This window comes from Variovorax sp. PAMC26660 (assembly GCF_014302995.1).
Lineage (GTDB): Bacteria > Pseudomonadota > Gammaproteobacteria > Burkholderiales > Burkholderiaceae_C > Variovorax.
Genome location: NZ_CP060295.1, coordinates 1,465,242 through 1,485,199 on the forward strand (window position 1 = coordinate 1,465,242; position 19,958 = coordinate 1,485,199).

Annotated in this window: 13 protein-coding genes; 5 read left to right on the top strand and 8 right to left on the bottom strand. The window is 66.8% G+C overall.

What is annotated here, in order from left to right; genetic code table 11:
- Positions 1-27 precede the first annotated feature (27 nt).
- From H7F35_RS07065 to H7F35_RS07080, 4 genes are read left to right on the top strand one after another with little or no spacing between them, the layout of a single operon-like run.
- The gene (locus H7F35_RS07065) at positions 28-510 is read left to right on the top strand and encodes a TadE/TadG family type IV pilus assembly protein (protein ID WP_187112217.1); all 483 of its coding nucleotides are present in this window, start codon (positions 28-30) and stop codon (positions 508-510) included.
- On the top strand, positions 507-1,010 hold the full coding sequence (locus H7F35_RS07070) for a TadE/TadG family type IV pilus assembly protein (protein ID WP_261803551.1): 504 nt from the start codon (positions 507-509) through the stop codon (positions 1,008-1,010). Before H7F35_RS07065 ends, H7F35_RS07070 begins: the two co-directional genes overlap by 4 nt.
- A gap of 12 nt (positions 1,011-1,022) precedes the next feature.
- Positions 1,023-3,122: a TadG family pilus assembly protein gene (locus H7F35_RS07075; RefSeq protein ID WP_187112218.1), complete on the top strand. Its 2,100-nt coding sequence runs from the start codon at positions 1,023-1,025 to the stop codon at positions 3,120-3,122.
- A gap of 42 nt (positions 3,123-3,164) precedes the next feature.
- A complete protein-coding gene (locus tag H7F35_RS07080) occupies positions 3,165-4,586 on the top strand; it encodes a sigma 54-interacting transcriptional regulator (RefSeq protein WP_187112219.1) in 1,422 nt (473 codons plus the stop codon).
- A gap of 142 nt (positions 4,587-4,728) precedes the next feature.
- On the opposite strand, the gene H7F35_RS07085 is transcribed toward H7F35_RS07080, so the two are convergent.
- The 7 genes from H7F35_RS07085 to H7F35_RS07115 form a co-directional block, all read right to left on the bottom strand.
- Positions 4,729-6,306 (bottom strand): TolC family protein, encoded by a 1,578-nt coding sequence (locus H7F35_RS07085; protein WP_187112220.1) that lies wholly within the window; start codon positions 6,304-6,306, stop codon positions 4,729-4,731.
- Positions 6,303-7,619 carry an HlyD family type I secretion periplasmic adaptor subunit gene (locus H7F35_RS07090; RefSeq protein ID WP_187112221.1) on the bottom strand — a complete coding sequence of 439 codons (1,317 nt, stop codon included), beginning with the start codon at positions 7,617-7,619 and terminating at the stop codon, positions 6,303-6,305. The genes H7F35_RS07085 and H7F35_RS07090 overlap by 4 nt, the downstream gene beginning before the upstream one ends.
- A gap of 29 nt (positions 7,620-7,648) precedes the next feature.
- Positions 7,649-9,469: a peptidase domain-containing ABC transporter gene (locus H7F35_RS07095; RefSeq protein WP_187112222.1), complete on the bottom strand. Its 1,821-nt coding sequence runs from the start codon at positions 9,467-9,469 to the stop codon at positions 7,649-7,651.
- 91 nt (positions 9,470-9,560) lie between these two features.
- Positions 9,561-9,863: a hypothetical protein gene (locus H7F35_RS07100; RefSeq protein ID WP_261803552.1), complete on the bottom strand. Its 303-nt coding sequence runs from the start codon at positions 9,861-9,863 to the stop codon at positions 9,561-9,563.
- Positions 9,860-12,949 carry a glutamate ligase domain-containing protein gene (locus H7F35_RS07105; protein WP_187112223.1) on the bottom strand — a complete coding sequence of 1,030 codons (3,090 nt, stop codon included), beginning with the start codon at positions 12,947-12,949 and terminating at the stop codon, positions 9,860-9,862. Before H7F35_RS07105 ends, H7F35_RS07100 begins: the two co-directional genes overlap by 4 nt.
- 106 nt (positions 12,950-13,055) lie before the next feature.
- Positions 13,056-13,559: a peptidoglycan-associated lipoprotein Pal gene (pal, locus tag H7F35_RS07110; RefSeq protein WP_187112224.1), complete on the bottom strand. Its 504-nt coding sequence runs from the start codon at positions 13,557-13,559 to the stop codon at positions 13,056-13,058.
- Positions 13,560-13,642: 83 nt separating this feature from the next.
- The gene (locus H7F35_RS07115) at positions 13,643-18,046 is read right to left on the bottom strand and encodes a hypothetical protein (protein ID WP_261803554.1); all 4,404 of its coding nucleotides are present in this window, start codon (positions 18,044-18,046) and stop codon (positions 13,643-13,645) included.
- A 301-nt stretch (positions 18,047-18,347) separates the two neighbouring features.
- Here H7F35_RS07115 and H7F35_RS07120 point away from each other — a divergent pair, with 301 nt between their 5' ends.
- Positions 18,348-18,779, top strand: a complete 432-nt coding sequence (locus H7F35_RS07120) for a DUF1841 family protein (protein ID WP_187112225.1) — start codon at positions 18,348-18,350, stop codon at positions 18,777-18,779.
- 109 nt (positions 18,780-18,888) lie between these two features.
- Here H7F35_RS07120 and H7F35_RS07125 read toward each other — a convergent pair whose 3' ends face one another.
- Positions 18,889-19,878, bottom strand: coding sequence for a LysR substrate-binding domain-containing protein (locus H7F35_RS07125; RefSeq protein ID WP_187112226.1), 990 nt, complete (start codon positions 19,876-19,878; stop codon positions 18,889-18,891).
- Positions 19,879-19,958 lie beyond the last annotated feature (80 nt).

Below are 19,958 nucleotides of genomic sequence, written 5' to 3' on the forward strand. Positions count from 1 at the left end.
GTACTTCGCAATCCGGGCTCACCCACCATGAGAAACCTTCGTCACAACGCCTCCACCCGCAGCCAGCGCGGGTCGTATGCGGTCGAGTTTTCCATCGTGTTTATCGTCTCGTTCACGCTGCTCTACGCACTGATCTGCTACAGCATCATGTTCGCGCTGAGATTCGGCCTCCAGAACGCGGCGGAAGACGGGGCGCGGGCGGCCCTGCGCTACCAGACGAGCTGGATCGACCGCAAGAACACCGCCGAGGCGGTCGCGAAAGCGCAGCTCCCGGCCCTCACACTGCCCGCCGAACCGCAGGTGAGCGCGCAACGCTGCCAGGTTCTCGCGGACGGCACGAACAACTGCACCACGCCGACCTGCGGCACCGACTGGAAATACCGTTGCCAGGTGGTCGTGACCGTCACCGCCACGGCCATCCAGACCGCGCTGCCTCCGCTGCCACTCTTTGCAGTGCCCGATACCCTGGTCGGCCAGGCCAGCATGATGCTCGACGGGAAGTCACCATGAAGACTGCACCCAATCTCTCGCTCGCACGGATGGGCCGTGCCGCGCGCCGGCAGCGCGGCATCGCCGCGATCGAGTTCTCGTTCGTGTTCATGGCGCTCTTCGTGCTCGTCTATGGCATTGCAACCTTCGGCGCCGTGTTCTACACACAGCAGGTGGTCTCGCGCGCGGCGGAAGACGGTGCACGCGCCGTGCGCATGTTGCTGGCGCCCCCCGTGGCCGTCGACGATTTGCGAATCCAGGCCACGGTGTTCGACTCGTTGACGGCCGCGCTGGTCGTCCCCTTCTCGGCGCCCAGCAAGTACGACTGGATCGCCGTGAACGCGACGGTGACTGTTGCGCTCAGCGGTGGCAGCGGAAGCGCCCCCAACACGACGGCCGTGGTGACTGTTAAGTACTCGTACAGCGCCAATCCCCTGATCCCCAAATTGCCCTTGATCGACATGAGCAGTTGGTTGCCCGACAAGCTGCAAAGCAGCGCCACGGCCGCGATCCCGTCCTAGAGGAGCGACGACATGACGATCAAGAAACAGGGCCCAGCACTTCGCCCATCCGGCGCGCAGCGCCCGTGCGTGCGCCGGTCGAAGCTGCGCGGCTCCATAGTCCTGAATGCAGTCATTGCGTTGTCCCTCATCCTGATCGTCCTGATCGGCACGGAACTGGGCTATCTGTTCTACATGAAGCGTGAGCTGCAAAAGGCGGTCGATCTGGCAGCGCTTGCGGGCACGCAGACGCTCAAAGGGAACAACTGTGCCGCGGCACAGGCGGCAGCTTCTGCCAGCGCGGCCCAGAACCTGCCGTCCATGACGCCGTCGCAGTACGTGCTGACGACGACTTGCGGCGTATGGGACCCGACGGTGGCAGCCCTCAAGCCCACCTATTTCAGTAGCGGGGGGAGCAACATCAACGCCCTCTACGTGAAGATCTCCGGCACGCCCTCGCTGATATTTCCATCCTTGCCGGGCAATGCCGTACGCACCATCGTCGTGGAAGCCTATGCCGCCAAGGAAGCGGCCGTGGCTGCGTTCAGCGTCGGATCGAAGCTCATCGACATCAACTCCAATGCGCCACTCATCTCCATTCTGAAGCTTGTCGGTGCCGACATTTCCGGCACCTGCATCGGCTGCTACACAGGATTGGCGGGCGTCAAGATCACGCCCGGCGGGCTGCTCTCCGCACTAGGCATTCCGGTCACCACCGACCTGACGGTCGCGGGCCTCAATGCCTTGCTGGCGGCCAAGCAGGTGACGCTCGGACAGTTGCTCAATGCCATCGCGACGGTCGCTGGCCAGACGGGGCTGATCAATGTCAATGCGAACCTCATCAATTCGCTCATCAGCGCGGGCGTGAACGTGGACAAGCTGATGGTGCAATTGGGTACCGACGCCACAAGCGGCGTGCGCGGCCTGTTTGCGCAAATCACGGCGCCTACCGCCGGCTCCGCACTCGACGTGAAACTCGACGCGCTCAACGTGCTAACAACGGCCGTGGGCATCGGCACGAACGACCATGCGGTCCAACTCGCCACCGGCATCAACCTGTTGGGGCTTTCGCTGACGGTCGAGGCTCGCATCATCGAGCCGCCATCCATCGGTATTGGCGGCGTGGGCACCAAGGCCTATAACTCCCAGGTCCGGGTCTACATCGTGCTCATGACCAAGCCGGGTGAACTCCTGGGCGATCTGCTCGGTGCCTTAGGCACCCAGATCAATCTTCCGATTGCCATTGACGTTGTCAACGCATTGGGAACACTCGAAACCATGAACTGCGACGCGACACCGCCGCAGGCCATGATCCGCGTGGATGCACCTATCCTGAGTGCCTGCATTGGCAAGATCGATTCGCTCGCGCTCTGGTCGAAGACCGATGTCTGCTCCACCGACCTGGCCACGATGCCTCTGGTCCAGCTCCTCGGCATCAACTTGTTGCAAGGCAAGGCATACCTCCCCGCCCTGCAGAACACCAGCGATGTGACGCTCAAGGTCGGCGAGACCCAGTCGACGGCAGCCAATCCGCTGTCCATCGGCGACACCCTGGCTTCGCTGCTCAAACTACTCCTGGGAGGAAGCCTCACAGGAAGCCCTGCAGTTCCGGCAGACCGGGCGGCGAATGCGACCATTGCGGCCAGCATGGCGGACTACTACCTGGCCAAGACCAATCAGGTGCCCGTGCTCAGGGGCCTGCTGGAGGCCGATAACCTGACATGGAGCAGGCCGGTATTGCTGCTACTTTCGACAACGATGCCCCAGGAATGGGAGGCGAAGGTGAACACCGCAACTTGGCTTGGAGGTTGCGGAGGCAGCCTCAGCGGATCCTGCGCCCGGAACGCACTGATCCAGTCGCTGCAAACACCCAACCAAGATGGCCTCGTCAGCGGGATCCTCAAGGGCTTGGTCGCACTCGTGACCGGCGTCCTGGGCCTGAATCCGGACGCGGGCGGCACGCCTCTTTTGTCTGCATTGCTCGGGCCGCTGATCCAACTTCTTCAACCCATCCTCAATACTGTAGGCGGCCTGATTTCCAATCTGCTGAGCAACACGCTCGGGCTGGAACTCGGCCGTACCGATGTTTTCCTGCAATCCATGAGTTGCCAGAATGCCAAGCTGGTGTACTGACGCGGCCTCTTGCCAGATCCGTTCAAGTCCCTTGTCTCCTCGATGAATCCTGCATCCAACTTCGACGAACTCGACCTCTTTGTCTGGGAAGGCAAAGCCGACATCCTCGACCGCATCGCGCGGTGCATGGCGAGCTTCGACGTGGAAGTGATCCGGGCCGATGGCCTGCCGCCTCCGCAGCAGGACCGCGCTGTTGCGGTTCGCCCTTCCGTCGCGATCATCAGCGTCACCGTCATCGACAGCGGCGGCCTCGCGCATGCCACCGAGTTGCTGCAAGGCATGCCGGTGATCTGGGTCGCAGCAGGTTCGCGCGAGCGCGATTCGCGCACCTATCCGCCCGAGTACCTGCACGTTCTGCCCTACGACTTCACCTGCGCCGAGTTGCGCACGATGGTCGCAAAACTGGTGCGGCAACTGCGCGCGCGCGATGTGGCGCCGCAAGCGCCCGATGTGCTGGTGGCGCACTCCGAAGCGATGAAGGCGCTGCTTTCGGAAGTGGGCGCCTTTGCCGACTGCGATCACCCTGTGCTGGTGCGCGGCGAAACCGGCGTGGGCAAGGAACGCATCGCGCAGCAGTTGCACCTTGGGCATCAGGCGTACAACAAGGGCGCCTTCGTGGCGGTGAATTGTGGTGCGATTCCCGATGGCCTCTTCGAGTCGCTGTTCTTCGGCCACACCAAGGGTTCGTTCACGGGCGCGGTGCATGCGCATCGTGGTTACTTCGAGCAGGCGACGGGTGGCACGCTGTTCCTCGACGAAATCGGCGACCTGCCGCGCTATCAGCAAGTGAAACTGCTGCGGGTGCTCGAAGACAACACGGTCACGCGACTGGGTGCGACATCACCGGTGCGTGTCGACTTTCGCCTGGTGGCGGCGACCAACCGCAACCTGCGCGAGATGGTGGCAAGCGGCGAGTTTCGCGCCGACCTGTTCTATCGGCTCGCGGTGATCGAGCTGCATGTGCCCAGCCTCGAAGAGCGTGGCGAGGTCGACAAGATCGCGATCTTCAAGGCGCTGCTGAGCAACGTGCTGGGCGATGAGCTGGAGGCACTTGGCGAAACGCCGCACTGGCTGAGCGACGCGGTGGCCGAAACCTATTTCCCCGGCAATGTGCGGCAGTTGCGCAACCTCGCGGAGCGCGTGGGCGTGATCGCCCGGCAGTTGCATGGCTGGGACCAGAACCTGATCCAGCGCGCGATCGCGCTCACGCGCGGCACGCCGGCGCCGGCGATCTCGGCCGACCGCAATGGCGTGGGTGGCGCTGGTGTGGCGCTCGACAGCAATGGCGATCGCAAGGGCTGGAACAGCGGCGAACGCAACCGCATCATCGCGGCGCTGGAGATCAACGACTGGAAGCGCCAGGACACGGCGCAGCACCTGGGCATCAGCCGCAAGGTGCTGTGGGAAAAGATGCGCAAGTACCAGATCCTGGACGGCGAGCCCGGCATTCCCGAAGAGGCCTAGGCTCGCCCCCAAGGCTTCGCGCACTTCGTGTCGCTGCTCCTTCCCCCTACCGGGGGCAACACCTGAGGCCCGGCGAAGCCGGTTCCTCGGTGTTTCCCGAACTCTCGGGGCTTTGCTTCGCTCGCCCCTCCTCCCCTTTCTTTTAGGGGATGGTGAGGCGGGGGGCTCTGCGCAGCGGCGGGTTGCCTATGGCGGCGCTCGCCGTGCGCTCCACAACCGGTTCACTCGCGCAGGCCGTATTGCTCGAGATGCACAGCGCGCCCAGCAAGCCGTCTTCGGTGAGCACGGGGCGGCCAGGTGCGCCGAAGAGGTGGTCGATCCAGGTGTTGGTGGTGGCGGGGTCGATGCGCAGTTCGCCCGTGGTGCGCGCCAGGCGCAGCTCGGAGATGCGCAGGTCGAACACGCCGTCGATGTAGTCGAACAGCAGCGTGTAGTAGTCCAGCTGTGCATCGAGCACCTTGGGCAGTGTCTCGCGCCCGAACTCCATCAGGCGGCGACGGCCGCGGAAGGCCTGGCCCGAGGTGCTGACGGCTTCCATGAGCTGCCGCTCGCGCTCGCGCCCCGACACGGTGCGGGCCCATGACGCCGATGTCAGCTCGAACAGGTTGAGCCTCACGCCTTCGAGCTTGGCTTCCTGGTTGGCAACTTCCGCAAGCGCCGACTTCAGGCGCAACTGCCTGTCGAAGCCGTTGCCGAAGTTCCAGTTGAGCTCGAAGCCCGCGCGCGTCGGGTTCTGCGTCACGTCGTTGGGGTCCCTGGTCTTGATGACGACGGCGTCGAGGGTCGGATACAGGCTCGCGTCCTGTTGGTCGGCCAGCGCCCTGGCGCGGTCGATGCGGCCCTGGGCCTCGGCGATCTCGGTGCTGCGCGATTCGGCGCGGCGCAGTGCCTCGTCCTGCGAGGTGATGCGCCATTGCTGCGGCGCGGCGAGCACGGGCAGCGAATCGGGGTTGGGCGAGAACTTGTAGTAGTTGCGAAACTTCGCGAGCGCCTCGTCGCGCTGGGCCTCGAAGTCCGATTCGCGCGCGGCCACCAGGGCGCGCCGCGATGCGGCCATGTTGAGGTCGTTGTCACCGGTCACGCCGAGCGCAACGCGACGGGCTTCGGCTTTCGACAGCTCGGCCACCACTTCGCTGGCCCGGTGCGCGATCTGCTTCTTCAGGTCGAAACGCTGTACCTGCAGGTAGGCGGTGAGCGCATCGAGCACCACCTTCTGCGAGGTGGTGACGACGGCTTCGTCGTCGGCCATGTTGGCCGCCTCGGCGGCGCGTTGCGCGGCGCTCATGCCGCCGCCGTCGATCAGGCTCATGCGGGCCTGGGCCGAGAGCACGGTGTAGCCCTTGGTCTTGGCGTTGGATACGCCGCTGTTGTAGTTGCCGGACGATGTGCTGAAGTTCAAGCGCGGGTAGCGCGCCTGCTTGGCGGCATCCACGCCGTAGCTGCTGGTGTTGGCGGCGGCCTGGGCCGTCTGCACTTCGGGGTATTCCCGCGACAGCGTGATCAGTGCCTGCTTGACCTGCTGGGAATAGCTCGCGGCGCCAATCGACGGTGTGGACAGGCGGCGCGCGAGCATGAGGCCGGGCATGGCTTCCTGCTGCGCTTGCGGCTCCTGCTGCTCTTGCGCAAAGGCGACCGGGGGCTGCGTGAAGCTCACGCACAGCGCTGCGCAGACAACACCGGGGCCGATGCGGCGCCGGTTGGCCGAAATTCTGTCCATCATGGTTCGCGGAAGGCTTCGCGCCGCAGCTTGAGCACAGGTCGCAGCATGTACCAGATGAACGGGTCGGTGCCGACACGCAGGTCCACTTCGGACTCCATGCCGGCGGTGATGCGGTTTTCGTCGCGCCCCACGTGCGACTGCGACATGCTGATCAGCAGGCGGTAGTACGGTGCGCCGTTGGAGACGGCCGGGTCGCGGTCGGCATCGGCGGCCACCAGCTTGACCTTGCCGTCGACGGCGCCGTAGCGCAGGTAGTCGTAGGCGGTGATCTTCACGCGCGCGGTCTGTCCCACTTCGATGAAGCCGCGGTCGTTGGGGTTGAGCCGCGCCTCGACCATGATCTCGTCTTCGTCGGGCACGATTTCCATGATGGCTTCGCCGGGCTTCACGACCCAGCCGGGGCTGGAGTTGCGCAGGCCCTTGACGATGCCGTCCGATGGCGCCTTCACCACGGTGCGCGAGCGCTGCGTGCGGGCGCGCGCCAAGTCTTCGCTCAGGCTCGCAAACTGGCGTTCCACCGTGGCCAGTTCGTCGGAAGCACGGCGCCGGTAGCGGCCTTCGGCCTCGGCCATCTTGGCCTGCGCCTCGGTGATGGCGGCGTCGGCGGAGATCACGCCCTGGCGTGCCACCGCGAGTTCGCTGCGCACGCCTTCGGACTGGCGGCGCTTCTCGAGCACCTCGACCTGCCCAACCAGTTTCTCGCTGAGCAATTGCTCGGAAATCTCGAGTTCTTTCTGCATCAGCGCCAGCCGGTCGCTCAGGCCCTTGACCTTGGCCTGCTGCTCCAGCTTCTTGCTGCGTGCCTGCTCCAGGCCCGACACGGCGCCGGCCATCACGCCGCGCTGTTCGAGCGCGCGCGCCTGGTAGGCACCGGTCTCGCCCGCGAACACGCCTTCATCGATGTCGGCGGAAAAGGAGTCGCGCCTGAGCGGCTGGCCGCGGCTCTCGGCCATGAGCCGCACGCGCGTGGCCTGTGTGGCCGCATAACGGGCCGTGAGTTCTTCCAGGTTCATGCCGCTGCCGCCCAGGTCGATCTCGACCAGCGACTGGCCCTGCTTGACCTTGTCGCCTTCCTTCACCAGCACGGCGCTGACGATGCCGCCTTCCAGATGCTGGATGGACTTCACGCGGTCCGAGGGGATCACGCGGCCGGGTGCCACGACCACGGTTTCCATCGGAAAGCCCAGGCCGACCAGTGCCAGCACCGCGACAGCCCCGCCGATGATCCACTGTCGCCGTCGCCCTTGCGGCGAGGTCTGCGCCGCTCGCCTGGCGTTCTCGTCCTGCAATACCTGCGGCAGATCTGATTTCAAAATCGCGGTCCCCAATCACTCGTCATGAATCAAGCCATGGAGCGGGAGGCCTCGGCCCCCGCGCCGCTGTTTTCCGCATCGCCGACTGCCACCAGCGGCGTCCTGACGCCGAACAGCTTCGGCACCATCACCGCGGCGGTGCCCTGCTCGACGTTGCCCTGCCCGGTCACGTGATAGACCACGCTGGCCGCGGAGACGATGCGCAGCGAATGCGTGACCACCACCACGGTGCGCACCTTGGCGACCGCGAGCATGGTGGCGAGCAGGTTGCGCTCACTCTGGAAATCGAGGTCGTTGCTGGGCTCGTCGAGCACCAGCACCGAGGGCTTGCGCAGGAAGCTCATGGCCAGCGCCAGCTTGCGCCGCTCGCCCACCGAAAAGCCGGTGCCGCCTTCGCCGACCACGGTGCGGTAGCCATCGGGCAGGCGCGAGATGAAGTCGTGCGCGCCCGAGAGCCTGCAGGCCGCGACGATCTGCTCGTCGCTCTGGCCGGGGGCGCCGCGCCGCATCACGTCGACCAGCGCACCGCCGAACCAGTAGACCTCTTGCGAGAGGTAGCTGATCCAGCGCGACAGCTCTTCGCGGCCGAACTGCGAGAGGTCGTATTCGCCGATGTTGACGGTGCCGCGCGTCGGCGTGTACAGGCCCGAGATGAGCTTCACCAGCGTGGACTTGCCCGCGCCGTTGCGCCCGACGATCACATGCAGCCCGCCAGGGCCGATGTCGAGATCGACGTTTTCCAGCACGGGCTTCTGCGCGGATTCGGTGAAGCTGAAGCTCACGTCCTTGAGCGTGACGCGGCCCAGCGGCTGCGGCAGCGTCATGCCGGTGGAAGGCTTTTCGACCGGCTCGCGCAGCACGGTTTCGAGCCGCTTGGCGGCTTCCTTCGCAGTGGCCAGAGAGCGCCAGTTCGACACCAGCCCGGCCACCGGCTGCAGCGCCTTCAGTGCCAGCATGTTCGAGGCGACGAGGCCGCCCACAGTCATCCACTGCTCCATCACCGAGATCGCACCGACAGTGACGACGATGACCGAGAACACCGTGAGCAGCACCGTCGTGCCGTCGCGCGCGGTTTCGATCTGGCCGTTCTTGCTGAAGCTCTCGGTGAGCCACGCGTTGTAAGTCTGGCGCCACATCTCGATGGTGGGGCCGTCGTTCGACTGCGTCTTCAGCGTCTCGCGCGCATGGCAGATCTCGGAGGTGATGCGGTCCAGGCCGCGGCCGCGCTGCACTTCCTCCACACGGCCGGCGCGCACCTCATCGGCCCACCACCACGCAAGGAAAGACATGATCGCAAGGAACAGCGCCACCACCGGCAGCACGGGCAACGCGACGATGCCGATGACCACGAGCGCGAAGACCGCCATCGGCAAATCGAAGACCGATTGCGCGAGCCCGCCGGTGACGGTGCCGCGCACCGAACCCACGTCGCGAAAGTAAAGCTGCCAGGACGACGCGGGCCGCGCTTCGAGCGCGCGCAGCGGACGCGCCAGCATCGAATTGAGCAAGGCGCCCGACACACCGTGGTCGATGATCGCGCCCGCATTGCGCAGCAGGCGCGAGCGCCGTGTGCGCAACCAGAACTCGATGCACAGAAAGAAAAAGATGCCGCTCACCAGCGCGGCGAGCGTCGAGGTGCCGCTGCGCGACAGCACGCGGTCGTACACCTGCAGCAGGAAGATGGAAGGCAGCAGCCCGAACAGGCTGATGGGCAGCGAGCGCCACGCAGCGCCCTTGACCAGCGGATAGGCCTCGCGAAACGATTCATGCAACGCGCCCGCATAGGGGCTGGCACCAGGCTCGTCTGGCGTTTCGGCAACCAACTGACTGGGCAAGAGAAACTTGATCATGGGAAAAAGCCGATCCGTCGTGCAATGACGCCTGCGTCATTATCAACTGTTACCCGGCTGTTACAAGGCAAAAATTCAGTCTCCGTGCGGCTCAGCACGGAAGCGTTCGCCTCTTCATCGGATCGACTTGCGCGCCATGGATCGAAGCACCCGAATCGGATGGCGTGGCCGCTCCCCTGACCATGCAGCCGACCGGTTTTCCCACTGTCATTTCTTTCGCTTCATGGGGCAAACCCTGTGCGAGCACGAGCGCGATGTTGGCGCACAGCAGCATGCACAGCACCCACGCGCAAAACAACTGGAGCCAGCCCAGCCACCATCGGCGTTGCTGCGGTTGCAGTTGCGCCTCGCGTTCAAAGGGCGAATGCAGGAGGGCGTTCCATCTCATGTTCATGGCAGTGCTTTCAGAACCCGGGCCAGTCGGGAAAGACCGACACCCGCCGAACTCTTCGCCAGCACCCAGTCGCCTGGTTGCAGCAGGCCGCCGAGGGCGGTGGAAAGGTCCGACACATCGACGAACCAATGCGAGCGAACTTTGGTACGAATGCGCGCATGCAATGCGCGCATCAGCGGACCGCACAACAGCACGCGGTCCGGTTGAGAAGCCAGCAGCTCCGCCTCGAGATCGAGGTGGTGCCGCTGGGCGGCGGGCCCTAGTTCCTGCATATCGCCAAGAATGGCGACGCGCCGCGCGGGTTCGCAGGGGGCCTGTGACAGCAATTCGAGCGCCGCCCGCATCGAGCTGGGGTTGGCGTCATAGGTTTCATCGATCAGCTTGAAGCTTCCGCCGCCGATGTGAATGGTGTGCAGCGCACCGCGTCCGCCCGGCGGCTCGAAGTGCGCGAAGGGTTCGACCGCGGCAGCCAGCGGCAAGCGCAGGGCCTGCAGCGCCGCGAGTGCGGCAATGGCGCTCGCGCCCATGTGGCGCCCCGGCGCATTCAGGCGCAACTGGAAGGGCTCACCCGCCACCAGCGCCTGCACCTCGCCGTGGTCGAAGGCGAGCAGGCGCACGTCGGCGTCCTTGTGCTCGCCGCAGGTCACGATCTGCAACTGATGCGCCATCGCAGCTTCGGCGAAGGTCGCGAACTCGGGCATGTCGCGGTTCAACACCACGTTGTCGCCGGGCGCCATGCCCTGGAACACGCGACTGTCGAGCCGCGCGGCGGCCTCCGAAGGGCCACGGTGTTTCTGCGACGCGGCCGACAGCCCCGTCACCACGACCAGCGAAGGCCGCACGAGTTGCGCCGAGGCCGGCATGTGCGAGCTGCCCATCTCCATCACCCAGTAGGCCGCGTGGCGCGGCATGCAGGTCATGTTCCAGGCAATGCCCGAGGGCAGGCTGATGTTGCCTTCAGGCTGGCCGACCTCGCCCCACACGGTCAACGCATTGGCCAGCATGGCGGCCACGGTGCTGCTGCCGGCACCGCTGCCGAGCACACCGCACACGCGGCCGGTGAATTCGGCGCGCGCGTGGTCGCCCAGTTCCAACACCGCCTGCAGCACGTTCTGCACTTTGAGCACGGGCACGCGCTTGTCCAGGTGCGGCTTGGGGTCGGTGCACAGCACGGCGGCGGCGGGCTGCAGCACGCCCTTGAGCGTGACGGCCGCGAGCGGCGTCTTCGACGGGCGCGTCTGGTGATCGAACACCACGCGGCCCTTGCGCATGAAGGAACGCTGCGTCACGCCGCTGGCGCGCCAGCCGTCTTCGGGCTTGACGACCCACTCGCCACCGGTCACGCGCGCCATCTCGCTCGCGGTCCACGCGGGGCCGTCGTCCCTTGGCGCCGCGCCGCCCGTTCCACCACTGGCAACAGACAGGGCACGGCGCTCCAGCAGGTAGCGGTGGTAGGCGGCAAAGCCCGACAGGTACTGCTCGACATCGTCGATGCGCACGCGGAACGAGTGGTGCCGGATGAAGAAGGAACCGACGATGGTCGAAGGCCGCCGGAAGTACATCGCCATCTCGGGCCAGAAGAAACCATTGAGCAGGTAATGCGCGCGGTAGTCGAGCGCGCGATAGAACTTCTCGGTGTCCAGCTCGTCGAGCAGGTGCCGCATCGCGGGCATGCCTTCGAGCCGCTGCAGCATCTGCTGCGCCGCCAGCATGAGTTCGAGCAGCGTCGGAAAAGTGGTCTTGCGGTCGAGCACAAAGTCCAGGTAGCCCGCGACGTTCTGCAGCCCGAAGCGGAAGTACTTCTCTTGCGGGCTCCAGTACGTGAGCTCGTTGACGCAGCAGCTCAACCAGTGGTCATGCGCCTGCCAGTGCTGGCTTGCGATGAAGTGATCGAAAGCCTTCTCGACCACGGCCAGCCATTGCGGATCGCGCGTCAGGCCATACAGGCGCATGAGGCCATAGGCCGCTTCGCCGTCGTAGTAGATGATGCGCGAGGCCTGCTTGAGCGTGAGGTCGGTGGCGTGCAGCACATGGTTGAAGCGGCCGGTGGCCGGGTCCTGCAGCGACACGATGCCCAGCGCGAGTTTTTCCAGCAGCGGCAGCCAGCGGCGCGTGTCCATCAGCTCGCAGTACTTCACCAGCGCGAGCACGCAGGCCGCGTTGCCGCCGAGCTTGATCTCTCCGCCGGTGTCGACAAGGAACGCGACTTCGCCCCCGTCCGCCAGCGTGTAGTCGCGGATCAGCCAGGTGGTGAGATGGTCGAGCGATCGGTCGATGGCCGAGCGCAGGGTCTCGTCGCGCGTCAGCTCCCACGCTTCGAGCATCGCGTACACCGCGCTCGCATGGCGCATCGCGTCGTAGGTCGGGATGCGGCGATCGAAGCACGGGAAGTAGCCGTAGACGAAGAGCCCATCGGCCTGCACCTGCCGCGCAAGGTAGGACGATCCGCTGCGCACCAGCTCCAGCACCGACTGCGGATTCAACGCCGGCATCTGCCGCCGGCCGGCATCGAGCCCCGTGCCGACGAGCTTGTGCACCACGCCGTCGGGCTGGCAGAACATGCCCACCATCGCCAGCAGGTAGACCGGCTGGTCGGTCGGCATGTCCAGCGGCGGCGTGCGCTCGAAGCGAGCCTGCGCATAGACCTCGAAGTTGCGCTGGTTCACCACCGAATGCGCAATGGTCGAGTCGCCGCACAGCATCGCGTTGGCGTTGAGCTCCTGCTCGGTGAAGGCGACCTCGAAGTCCTGGTCGAAGGCCAGGCCGAGGCGAAAGTAATTGCGCTTGACGGCCGTGAGCTGGGTCTTGAACTGCACCCAGTCCATCGGGCTCGCGCCCTCGACCCAGTCGATGCGCAGCCACGGCGACACGATGCCGCGCTCGCGCACCCAGCGCTCGACAATCTCGGAGCCCTCGCGCCATGCCGTCTCGAAATCGGCGGCCCGCGCATGCACGACGTGTGCACGCTGGGAACCGTCGCTGACCGAGAAGAACAGCGTGAAGGCCGGATAAGGGGCAGGCAACGCCGCACACACTGACACCAGGCGTTCGTGGCAGGCGTGGAGTTGGTCTGGGAAGGACATCATTCGGCCCCGATCGAATGCGGGAAACCGGTCGCGTCCGTCATCTGCTCTCGCTTCGACGTGAACGCTGACCGGAAACTGCCGTCGAAGTCATCGCGTTGATCCGGCTTCAGCGGTAGCTGAATTCGGCTCGGCGATTGAGCTGATAGCCCTCCTCGGTGGTTTCGAGAGATGCGGGTTTTTCCGTGCCCCAGCTGATGGCTTCGACACGCTCGGCCGGCACGCCCAGTTGCGTGAGCGAACGCTGCACGGCTTCGGCGCGGCGCTGGCCCAGCGCCAGGTTGTATTCGCGGCCGCCGCGCTGGTCGGTGTTGCCTTCGATCACGACCCGGCTCGACGGCCGGTTGCGCATGAAGCTCGCGTGCGCCTCGACGATGTTGCGGTCGCCGGGCCTGATGTTGTATTTGTCGAAGTCGAAGTAGACGATCTTCGACACGCCGGCCGGGCCGTTCTGCACCGGCGGCGGCGGTGCCGGTTCCACCTTCGCCACCGCGCTCGCGCCCTTGTTCGAGTAGTAGTAGGTCGCATCGTCGCGGCCGGTCCTGGGAGGGACGCAGGCCGCGAGGCTTGCGCTGATCGCAACGAGGGCGAGTATCTGGAAATTCTTTTTCATATCAATCCTTTCGAGGGACAGGCCGGTGGTGGCCTGTCCCTGCTGCTGCAGCTCCCTCACCCCTCTCCTTCTGATGTTCTTGTTCAACCCAGCAAGCCGTGCAGGATGTTCGTCACGGGCGACAGGACGTTGCCGGCCGGCGAGTGCTCGACCAGGCTGGTGATCGGGGTCAGCACATCGTTCACCAGCGGGGTGACTGCATGTTCGACACCGTTCACCACTCCGCTGACCACGTCGGTCACCGGAGCAGCCGCGTGGGACGCGCCAGCCAGGATGTCGGTCACAGGTGCCGTGGCGCCCGATGCCGCGCTCGTCACGGTGGAGACCACCGGGGCGACAGCGCTGGTCGCATGGGAGGCCAGGTCCGTCACCGGCTGAAGGATGTTGGCGGCCGGGCCGCTGCCTCCCAGCAGGCCGCCGAGCAAGCCACCCACCAGGCCGTCGCTGCCGAGCAGACCACCGGTGGTGCCACCGGTCACGCCACCGAGCAGACCACCCACGAGGCCGTCGCTGCCCAGCAAGCCGCCGACCAGTCCGTGATCGCCGAGCACGCCATCGAGCAGGCCGCCAGTGGTGCCACCGGTCACGCCACCGAGCAGACCACCCACGAGGCCGTCGCTGCCCAGCAAGCCGCCGACCAGTCCGTGATCGCCGAGCACGCCATCGAGCAGGCCGCCAGTGGTGCCACCGGTCACGCCACCGAGCAGACCGCCCACGAGGCCGTCGCTGCCCAACAAGCCGCCGACCAGGCCGTGATCGCCGAGCACGCCGTCGAGGATGCCGCCAGTGGTGCCACCGGTCACGCCACCGAGCAGACCGCCCAAGAGGCCGTCGCTGCCCAGCAAGCCGCCGACCAGACCGTGATCGCCGAGCACGCCGTCGAGGATGCCGCCGGTGGTGCCACCAGTCACGCCACCGAGCAGACCGCCCACGAGGCCGTCGCTGCCCAGCAAGCCGCCGACCAGTCCGTGATCGCCGAGCACGCCATCGAGCAGGCCGCCGGTGGTGCCACCGGTCACGCCACCGAGCAGACCGCCAACGAGGCCGTCGCTACCGAGCAAGCCGCCGACCAGGCCGTGATCGCCGAGCACGCCGTCGAGCAGGCCGCCGGTGGTGCCACCGGTCACGCCACCAAGCAGACCGCCCAAGAGGCCGTCGCTGCCCAGCAGACCACCGACCAGGCCGTGATCGCCGAGCACGCCGTCGAGGATGCCGCCAGTGGCACCGCCGCCGAGCACACCGCCCAACAAACCGCCGTCGCCACCAAGCAGACCGCCCAGCAGGCCGTCGTTGCCGAGGACGCCGCCAAGCAGGCCGCCGTCACCGCCGAGAACGCCGCCGAGCAAACCACCGTCGCCACCAAGCAGACCACCCAGCAGGCCGTCGTTGCCGAGGACGCCGCCAAGCAGGCCGCCGTCACCGCCGAGAACGCCGCCGAGCAAACCACCGTCGCCACCAAGCAGACCACCCAGCAGGCCGTCGTTACCGAGGACGCCGCCAAGCAGGCCGCCGTCACCGCCGAGAACGCCGCCGAGCAAACCGCCGTCGCCACCAAGCAGACCACCCAGCAGGCCGTCGTTACCGAGGACGCCGCCAAGCAGGCCGCCGTCACCGCCGAGAACGCCGCCGAGCAAACCGCCGTCGCCACCAAGCAGACCGCCCAGCAGGCCGTCGTTGCCCAGCACGCCACCGAGGAGACCACCCGCCGCACCGCCGCCGAGCGCACCGCCCAGCAGGCCGCCGTTCAGCAGATGCGCCACGCCGTCGGTGAGGAAGTCGACCTGCGTGTCGACTGCGTTCAGCAGCGCGTGCGTCGTGCCGGCGCCGAGCAGTTGGTCGGTCAGCGGGCTCACCAGGCCGCTCACGCCGTCCGTCACGTTCTTCACCACGCTGTCGACCGGGTCGAGGATGTTGGGGCTGTTCGGCGTGAAGGTGGTGCCGAGCAGCGGGCCGAGCAGGCCGTCGACCGTGTCGGTCACGTGGTCCGTGAGGCTGACGACCGGGGTCAGCACGTTGCCCAGGCCGAGGCCTCCGAGCACGCCGTGGTTCAGGCCGTTCGCCACACCGCCGACGATGCTGTCGACCGGGTCGAGCAGCGCCGTACCGGGTGCGCCGGTGCCCCCACCGCCAATGCCACCCAGCACACCGCCGAGCACGCCACCCAGCAGGCCGTCATTGCCCAGCAGGCCGCCGACCACACCATGGTCGCCCAGCAGGCCACCCACGAGGCCGTCCGGTCCGAGCAGGCCGCCACCGATGCCGGTCACACCGCCCAGCAGGCCGCCGCTGCCCAGGAGGCCACCGACCAGGCCATGATCGCCCAGCAGGCCGCCCACGAGGCCGTCGCTGCCCAGCAGGCCGCCGACCAGGCCGTCGTTGCCGAGCACGCCGCCAAGCAGACCATCGTTGCCCAGCAAACCGCCCACCAGACCGTTGTTGCCCAGCACACCGCCGAGCAAGCCGTCGCCACCGAGCAGGCCGCCCACGATGCCGTTGTCGCCCAGCAGGCCGCCGAGCAGGCCGTCGTTGCTGACCAGGCCGCCCAGCAGACCGTGGTCGCCGAGCAAGCCGCCGACCAGTCCGTCGTTGCCGAGCAGGCCGCCGAGCGAGCCGCCCAGCAGGCCGCCGACCACACCATGCTCGCCGAGCAGGCCGCCCAGCGGGCTGTCGGTGATCAGGCCGGAGATCACGCCGTGCTCGCCGAGCAGGCTGTCGACCAGACCACCGTGGCCCAGCAGTTCGCCGGTGACGCCGTTGGTGCCCAGCAGGTTCGACAGGCCGCCGTTGAAGCCGAGCAGGCCGCCCACGAGGCCGTCGTTGCCAAGCAGGCCGCCAAGGGCGCTACCGTCGCCGAGCAGGCCGCCGAGCAGGCCGTGTTCACCCAGAAGGCCGCCGGTCAGGCCGCCCACGGCGCCGTCGCTGCCGAGCAGGCCACCGACCAGACCATCGTGACCCAGCACGTTGCCGAGCAGGCCGCCGACCGCGCCATGCTCGCCGAGCAGGCCGCCCACCAGGCCGTCGCTGCCGAGCAGGCCGCCCACCAGGCCGTGGTCGCTCAGCAGGCCGGTCACGAGGCTGTTCGGTCCGAGCACCGTGCCCAGCACATTGCCGACCACGCCATGCGTGCCCAGCAGTTGGTCGGTGACGCCACCGAGGCCGAGGGCGCCGGTCACGCCGCTGAGGATGCCGTGGTCGCCGATCAGGTTTTCCAGGCCGTTGTGCAGCGCGTCGGTCAGGTAGTCGACCTGGCCCAGCACCGTGCCGAGGATGGCGGTGGTGGCACCCGCGCCCAGCAGGCCGTCGAGTGCGGGGCTCAGCGCACCGCCCAGCAGGTGGGTCACGTTGCCGACGGTGTTGTCGATCGGGTCGAACTCGTTCGGGTTGTTCGGCGTGAAGTTGGTGCCGAGCAGCGGAGCCAGCACGTTGTCGACAACGTCGGTCACACCATCGACCGCGTGGCCGACCGGAGTGAGCGCGCCGCCAAGGCCGAGTGCCCCGCCGAGGCCGTCGAGCACGTGGTGGACGAGGCTGTCGCCCGGATCGAGGAGGTGGTCGCCGTCTGCGTCCGAATCGGCATCCGCGTCTGCATCGGAGTCGGCGTCTGCATCCGCGTCCGCGTCCGAGTCGGCATCTGCGTCCGCATCGGAGTCCGAATCGGCATCCGCGTCTGCATCCGAGTCGGCATCGGCATCTGCGTCGGAGTCCGAATCCGCATCGGCGTCTGCATCCGAATCGGCATCAGCATCCGCGTCGGAGTCTGCGTCCGCATCGGCGTCTGCATCCGAGTCGGCATCCGCATCGGCGTCACCATCGGCATCCGCGTCCGCGTCCGCATCGGAATCGGCGTCCGCGTCGGAGCCGGTCGGGGGTGTCGTGGGGTTGCCCGAGGACACGAGGAGCGGAATGCCGGTATCGCCACCACCGCCACCACCGCTCAGCGCCGCACCCAGTGCCGCGGCACCCAGAGCACCCAGCGCGAATTCGCCCAGGCCGATGCCGCTGCCGGCGGCGAGCTTCTTGGTCACGGCCAGCGCGGCTGCGTCGGCATCGCTGTCCGGTGGGGTCACTTGCAGGTCGCCCGAGGCGACATCCACATTCACTTGTTCAAGGCCGCCCGGCAGCTTGGTCGAGCCGATGGTGGCATCGGTGCCGCCGGTGAAGACGCCGGACAGCGGCGCCTTGTTGGTGGCCGAGCCGGGAAAGAGCACGTTGGCGTGGCCGTCCTGCGGAACGATCACGCGGTCACCGGCCACCAGCGTCTGATTGCCATCGACAGGAATGCGGACACCGTCGCGCATCACGGCAACGCCCTGCGTCGCATTCGATAATGTGCCGATGCTGGCGGGGCCAGCTGCAGCGGGTGCCGCCGAACTCATCGCGGCGGGAGCGCCGAGCGGAGTGACGGTGGCCTGGGCGATGACCACTGGAGCAGCGCCGGCGGCGGCAAGTCCTTCGGTCGAATTGGTCGATGCTTGTTGAGCGGTCATGGCAGCCTCTGTGACAAAAGATGCCTTAACAGGGGCAACTTGCGTGCCGCTTTTATTTCGCCTTGTGCCAGACCGGCTGCAGACCACGCAACCTGTTGATTCGTATGAATATTTTTCTAAAAATCGGCTTGTCGACCTCAGGTCGAAACAGCTCGTAAGAAGGTCATTTCGCGATTCGTTACGTTACGAAGTAACGCGATGTACCCGGAACGTCCGACACATCCAGCCGCGTCGCAAGCCGCGTTCGAAGCCGCCTTTTCTTGCTGCTCTCTCCTCCTCTTTTTCTGCCTTCTATCTATATATGTTCAACCCCTCCCAGGAAGATGTGCGCCGCTTTTTCTGCGACGTGTACGCCAAGCATCGGCAGGGCCTGCCGATGGAAGCGCTGGAGACCATCGCCGCCGGATGGATCGACGAACACCCCGAATACCACGAGGACCTGGCCGATGCCGACGCCGCGGTCGCGCGGGTCTATGACGGATCGAACGGCCGCGAGAACCCGTTCCTTCATCTGTCGATGCACCTGTCGATCAGCGAGCAATGCTCGATCGACCAGCCGCGTGGCATCCGCCAGGCGGTCGAGCTGCTGGCGGCGCGCCGCGGCTCGCTGCTGCACGCGCATCACGAGGCGATGGATTGCCTGGGCCAGATGATGTGGGAGAGCCAGCGCGCCGGTCGCCCGCCAGATGGCGAGGGCTATGTGGCCTGCGTGCAGCGCCGGGCAACGAAATAGGCTCGCCCCCAGTCTTCGCGCACTTCGTGTCGCTTCGCCAACCCCCTACCGGGGGCAACACCAGCGGCCCGGCAAAGCCGGTTCCGCGGTGTTTCGCGAAAGAGACACGCTAACTCCGCGGCTTTCTTCTGGACCTTGGCGGCAGCGCGCCCTGCTGCTTCGCAGCCTCGCGCAGCAGCGCCGCCATCGCACCGCGCAAAGCCGATGGCTCGGCATCGCTGCGCTGCAGAAGGCCGACCGGCTCTTCGGTACCGGCCGTGTCGATTCGCAATCGCACCAGCCGGCCGTCCGCCAGTTCGCCGCGCGCGGCACCGAGCGGCGTGATCCACACCGCGTCGGACACCGCCACCAGTGCACGCGCCACCGCCACGTCGAGCGTCTGCAGCGCGTTGGTCGGCAACACGAGGCCGCGCGCCGACAGAAAGCTCTCGGTGTTGTGGCGCGGGATCGTGCCCTCGCCGTACACCACGAGCGGGTAAGCCAGCACCGCCTGCACCGATGCCGCCTTCAGTGCGAGCGGATGGCCGGCGCGCACGGCGAACACCAGCGGCTCGGTGTGCAGCAGCTCGAAACTCAGGCCGCCCATCAGGCGCGGATCGCTCATGCGGCCCACCACGATGTCCAGTTCGCCCGCGCGCAGTTCGTCGAGCAACGCGGCATTGGCAGCGCTCTTGACCATGATCTGTGCGGCTGGCCAGCCATCGCGCAGCCGCGCCAGCGCCGCCGGCAGCAGGGCCGGCGCCACGCTCGGCAACGCGCCGATGCGCAGGCGCTCGATGCGCTCGCCCGATGCCGGCGCCACCGCCTGCGCGCTGGCGTCCAGTGCTTCGAGCACGCGCAGCGCATGCGTGAGCAATTGCTCGCCGGCCGGCGTGAGGCCCTGCACGCCGCGACGGCCGGCCTTGCTGCGCTCGACCAGGCGCGCGCCCACGATGGCCTCCAGCTCCGAGAGCGTCTTCGATACCGCGGGCTGGCTCAGCGCCAGCCGCCCGGCCGCACGCGCCAGGTGGCGCTCTTGAGCCACGGCGACGAGGCAGCGCAGATGGCGCAGCTGCACGTTGCGCACGAAATCCTGGCGAAGATCGGTGGGGGTTTTCAATGCCTGCTGGTTATTGGAACTGGATCAATCTTCAATTTACATCATTGGATGGCGCTTCTAAAGTCTGGGCTTCCGGATTC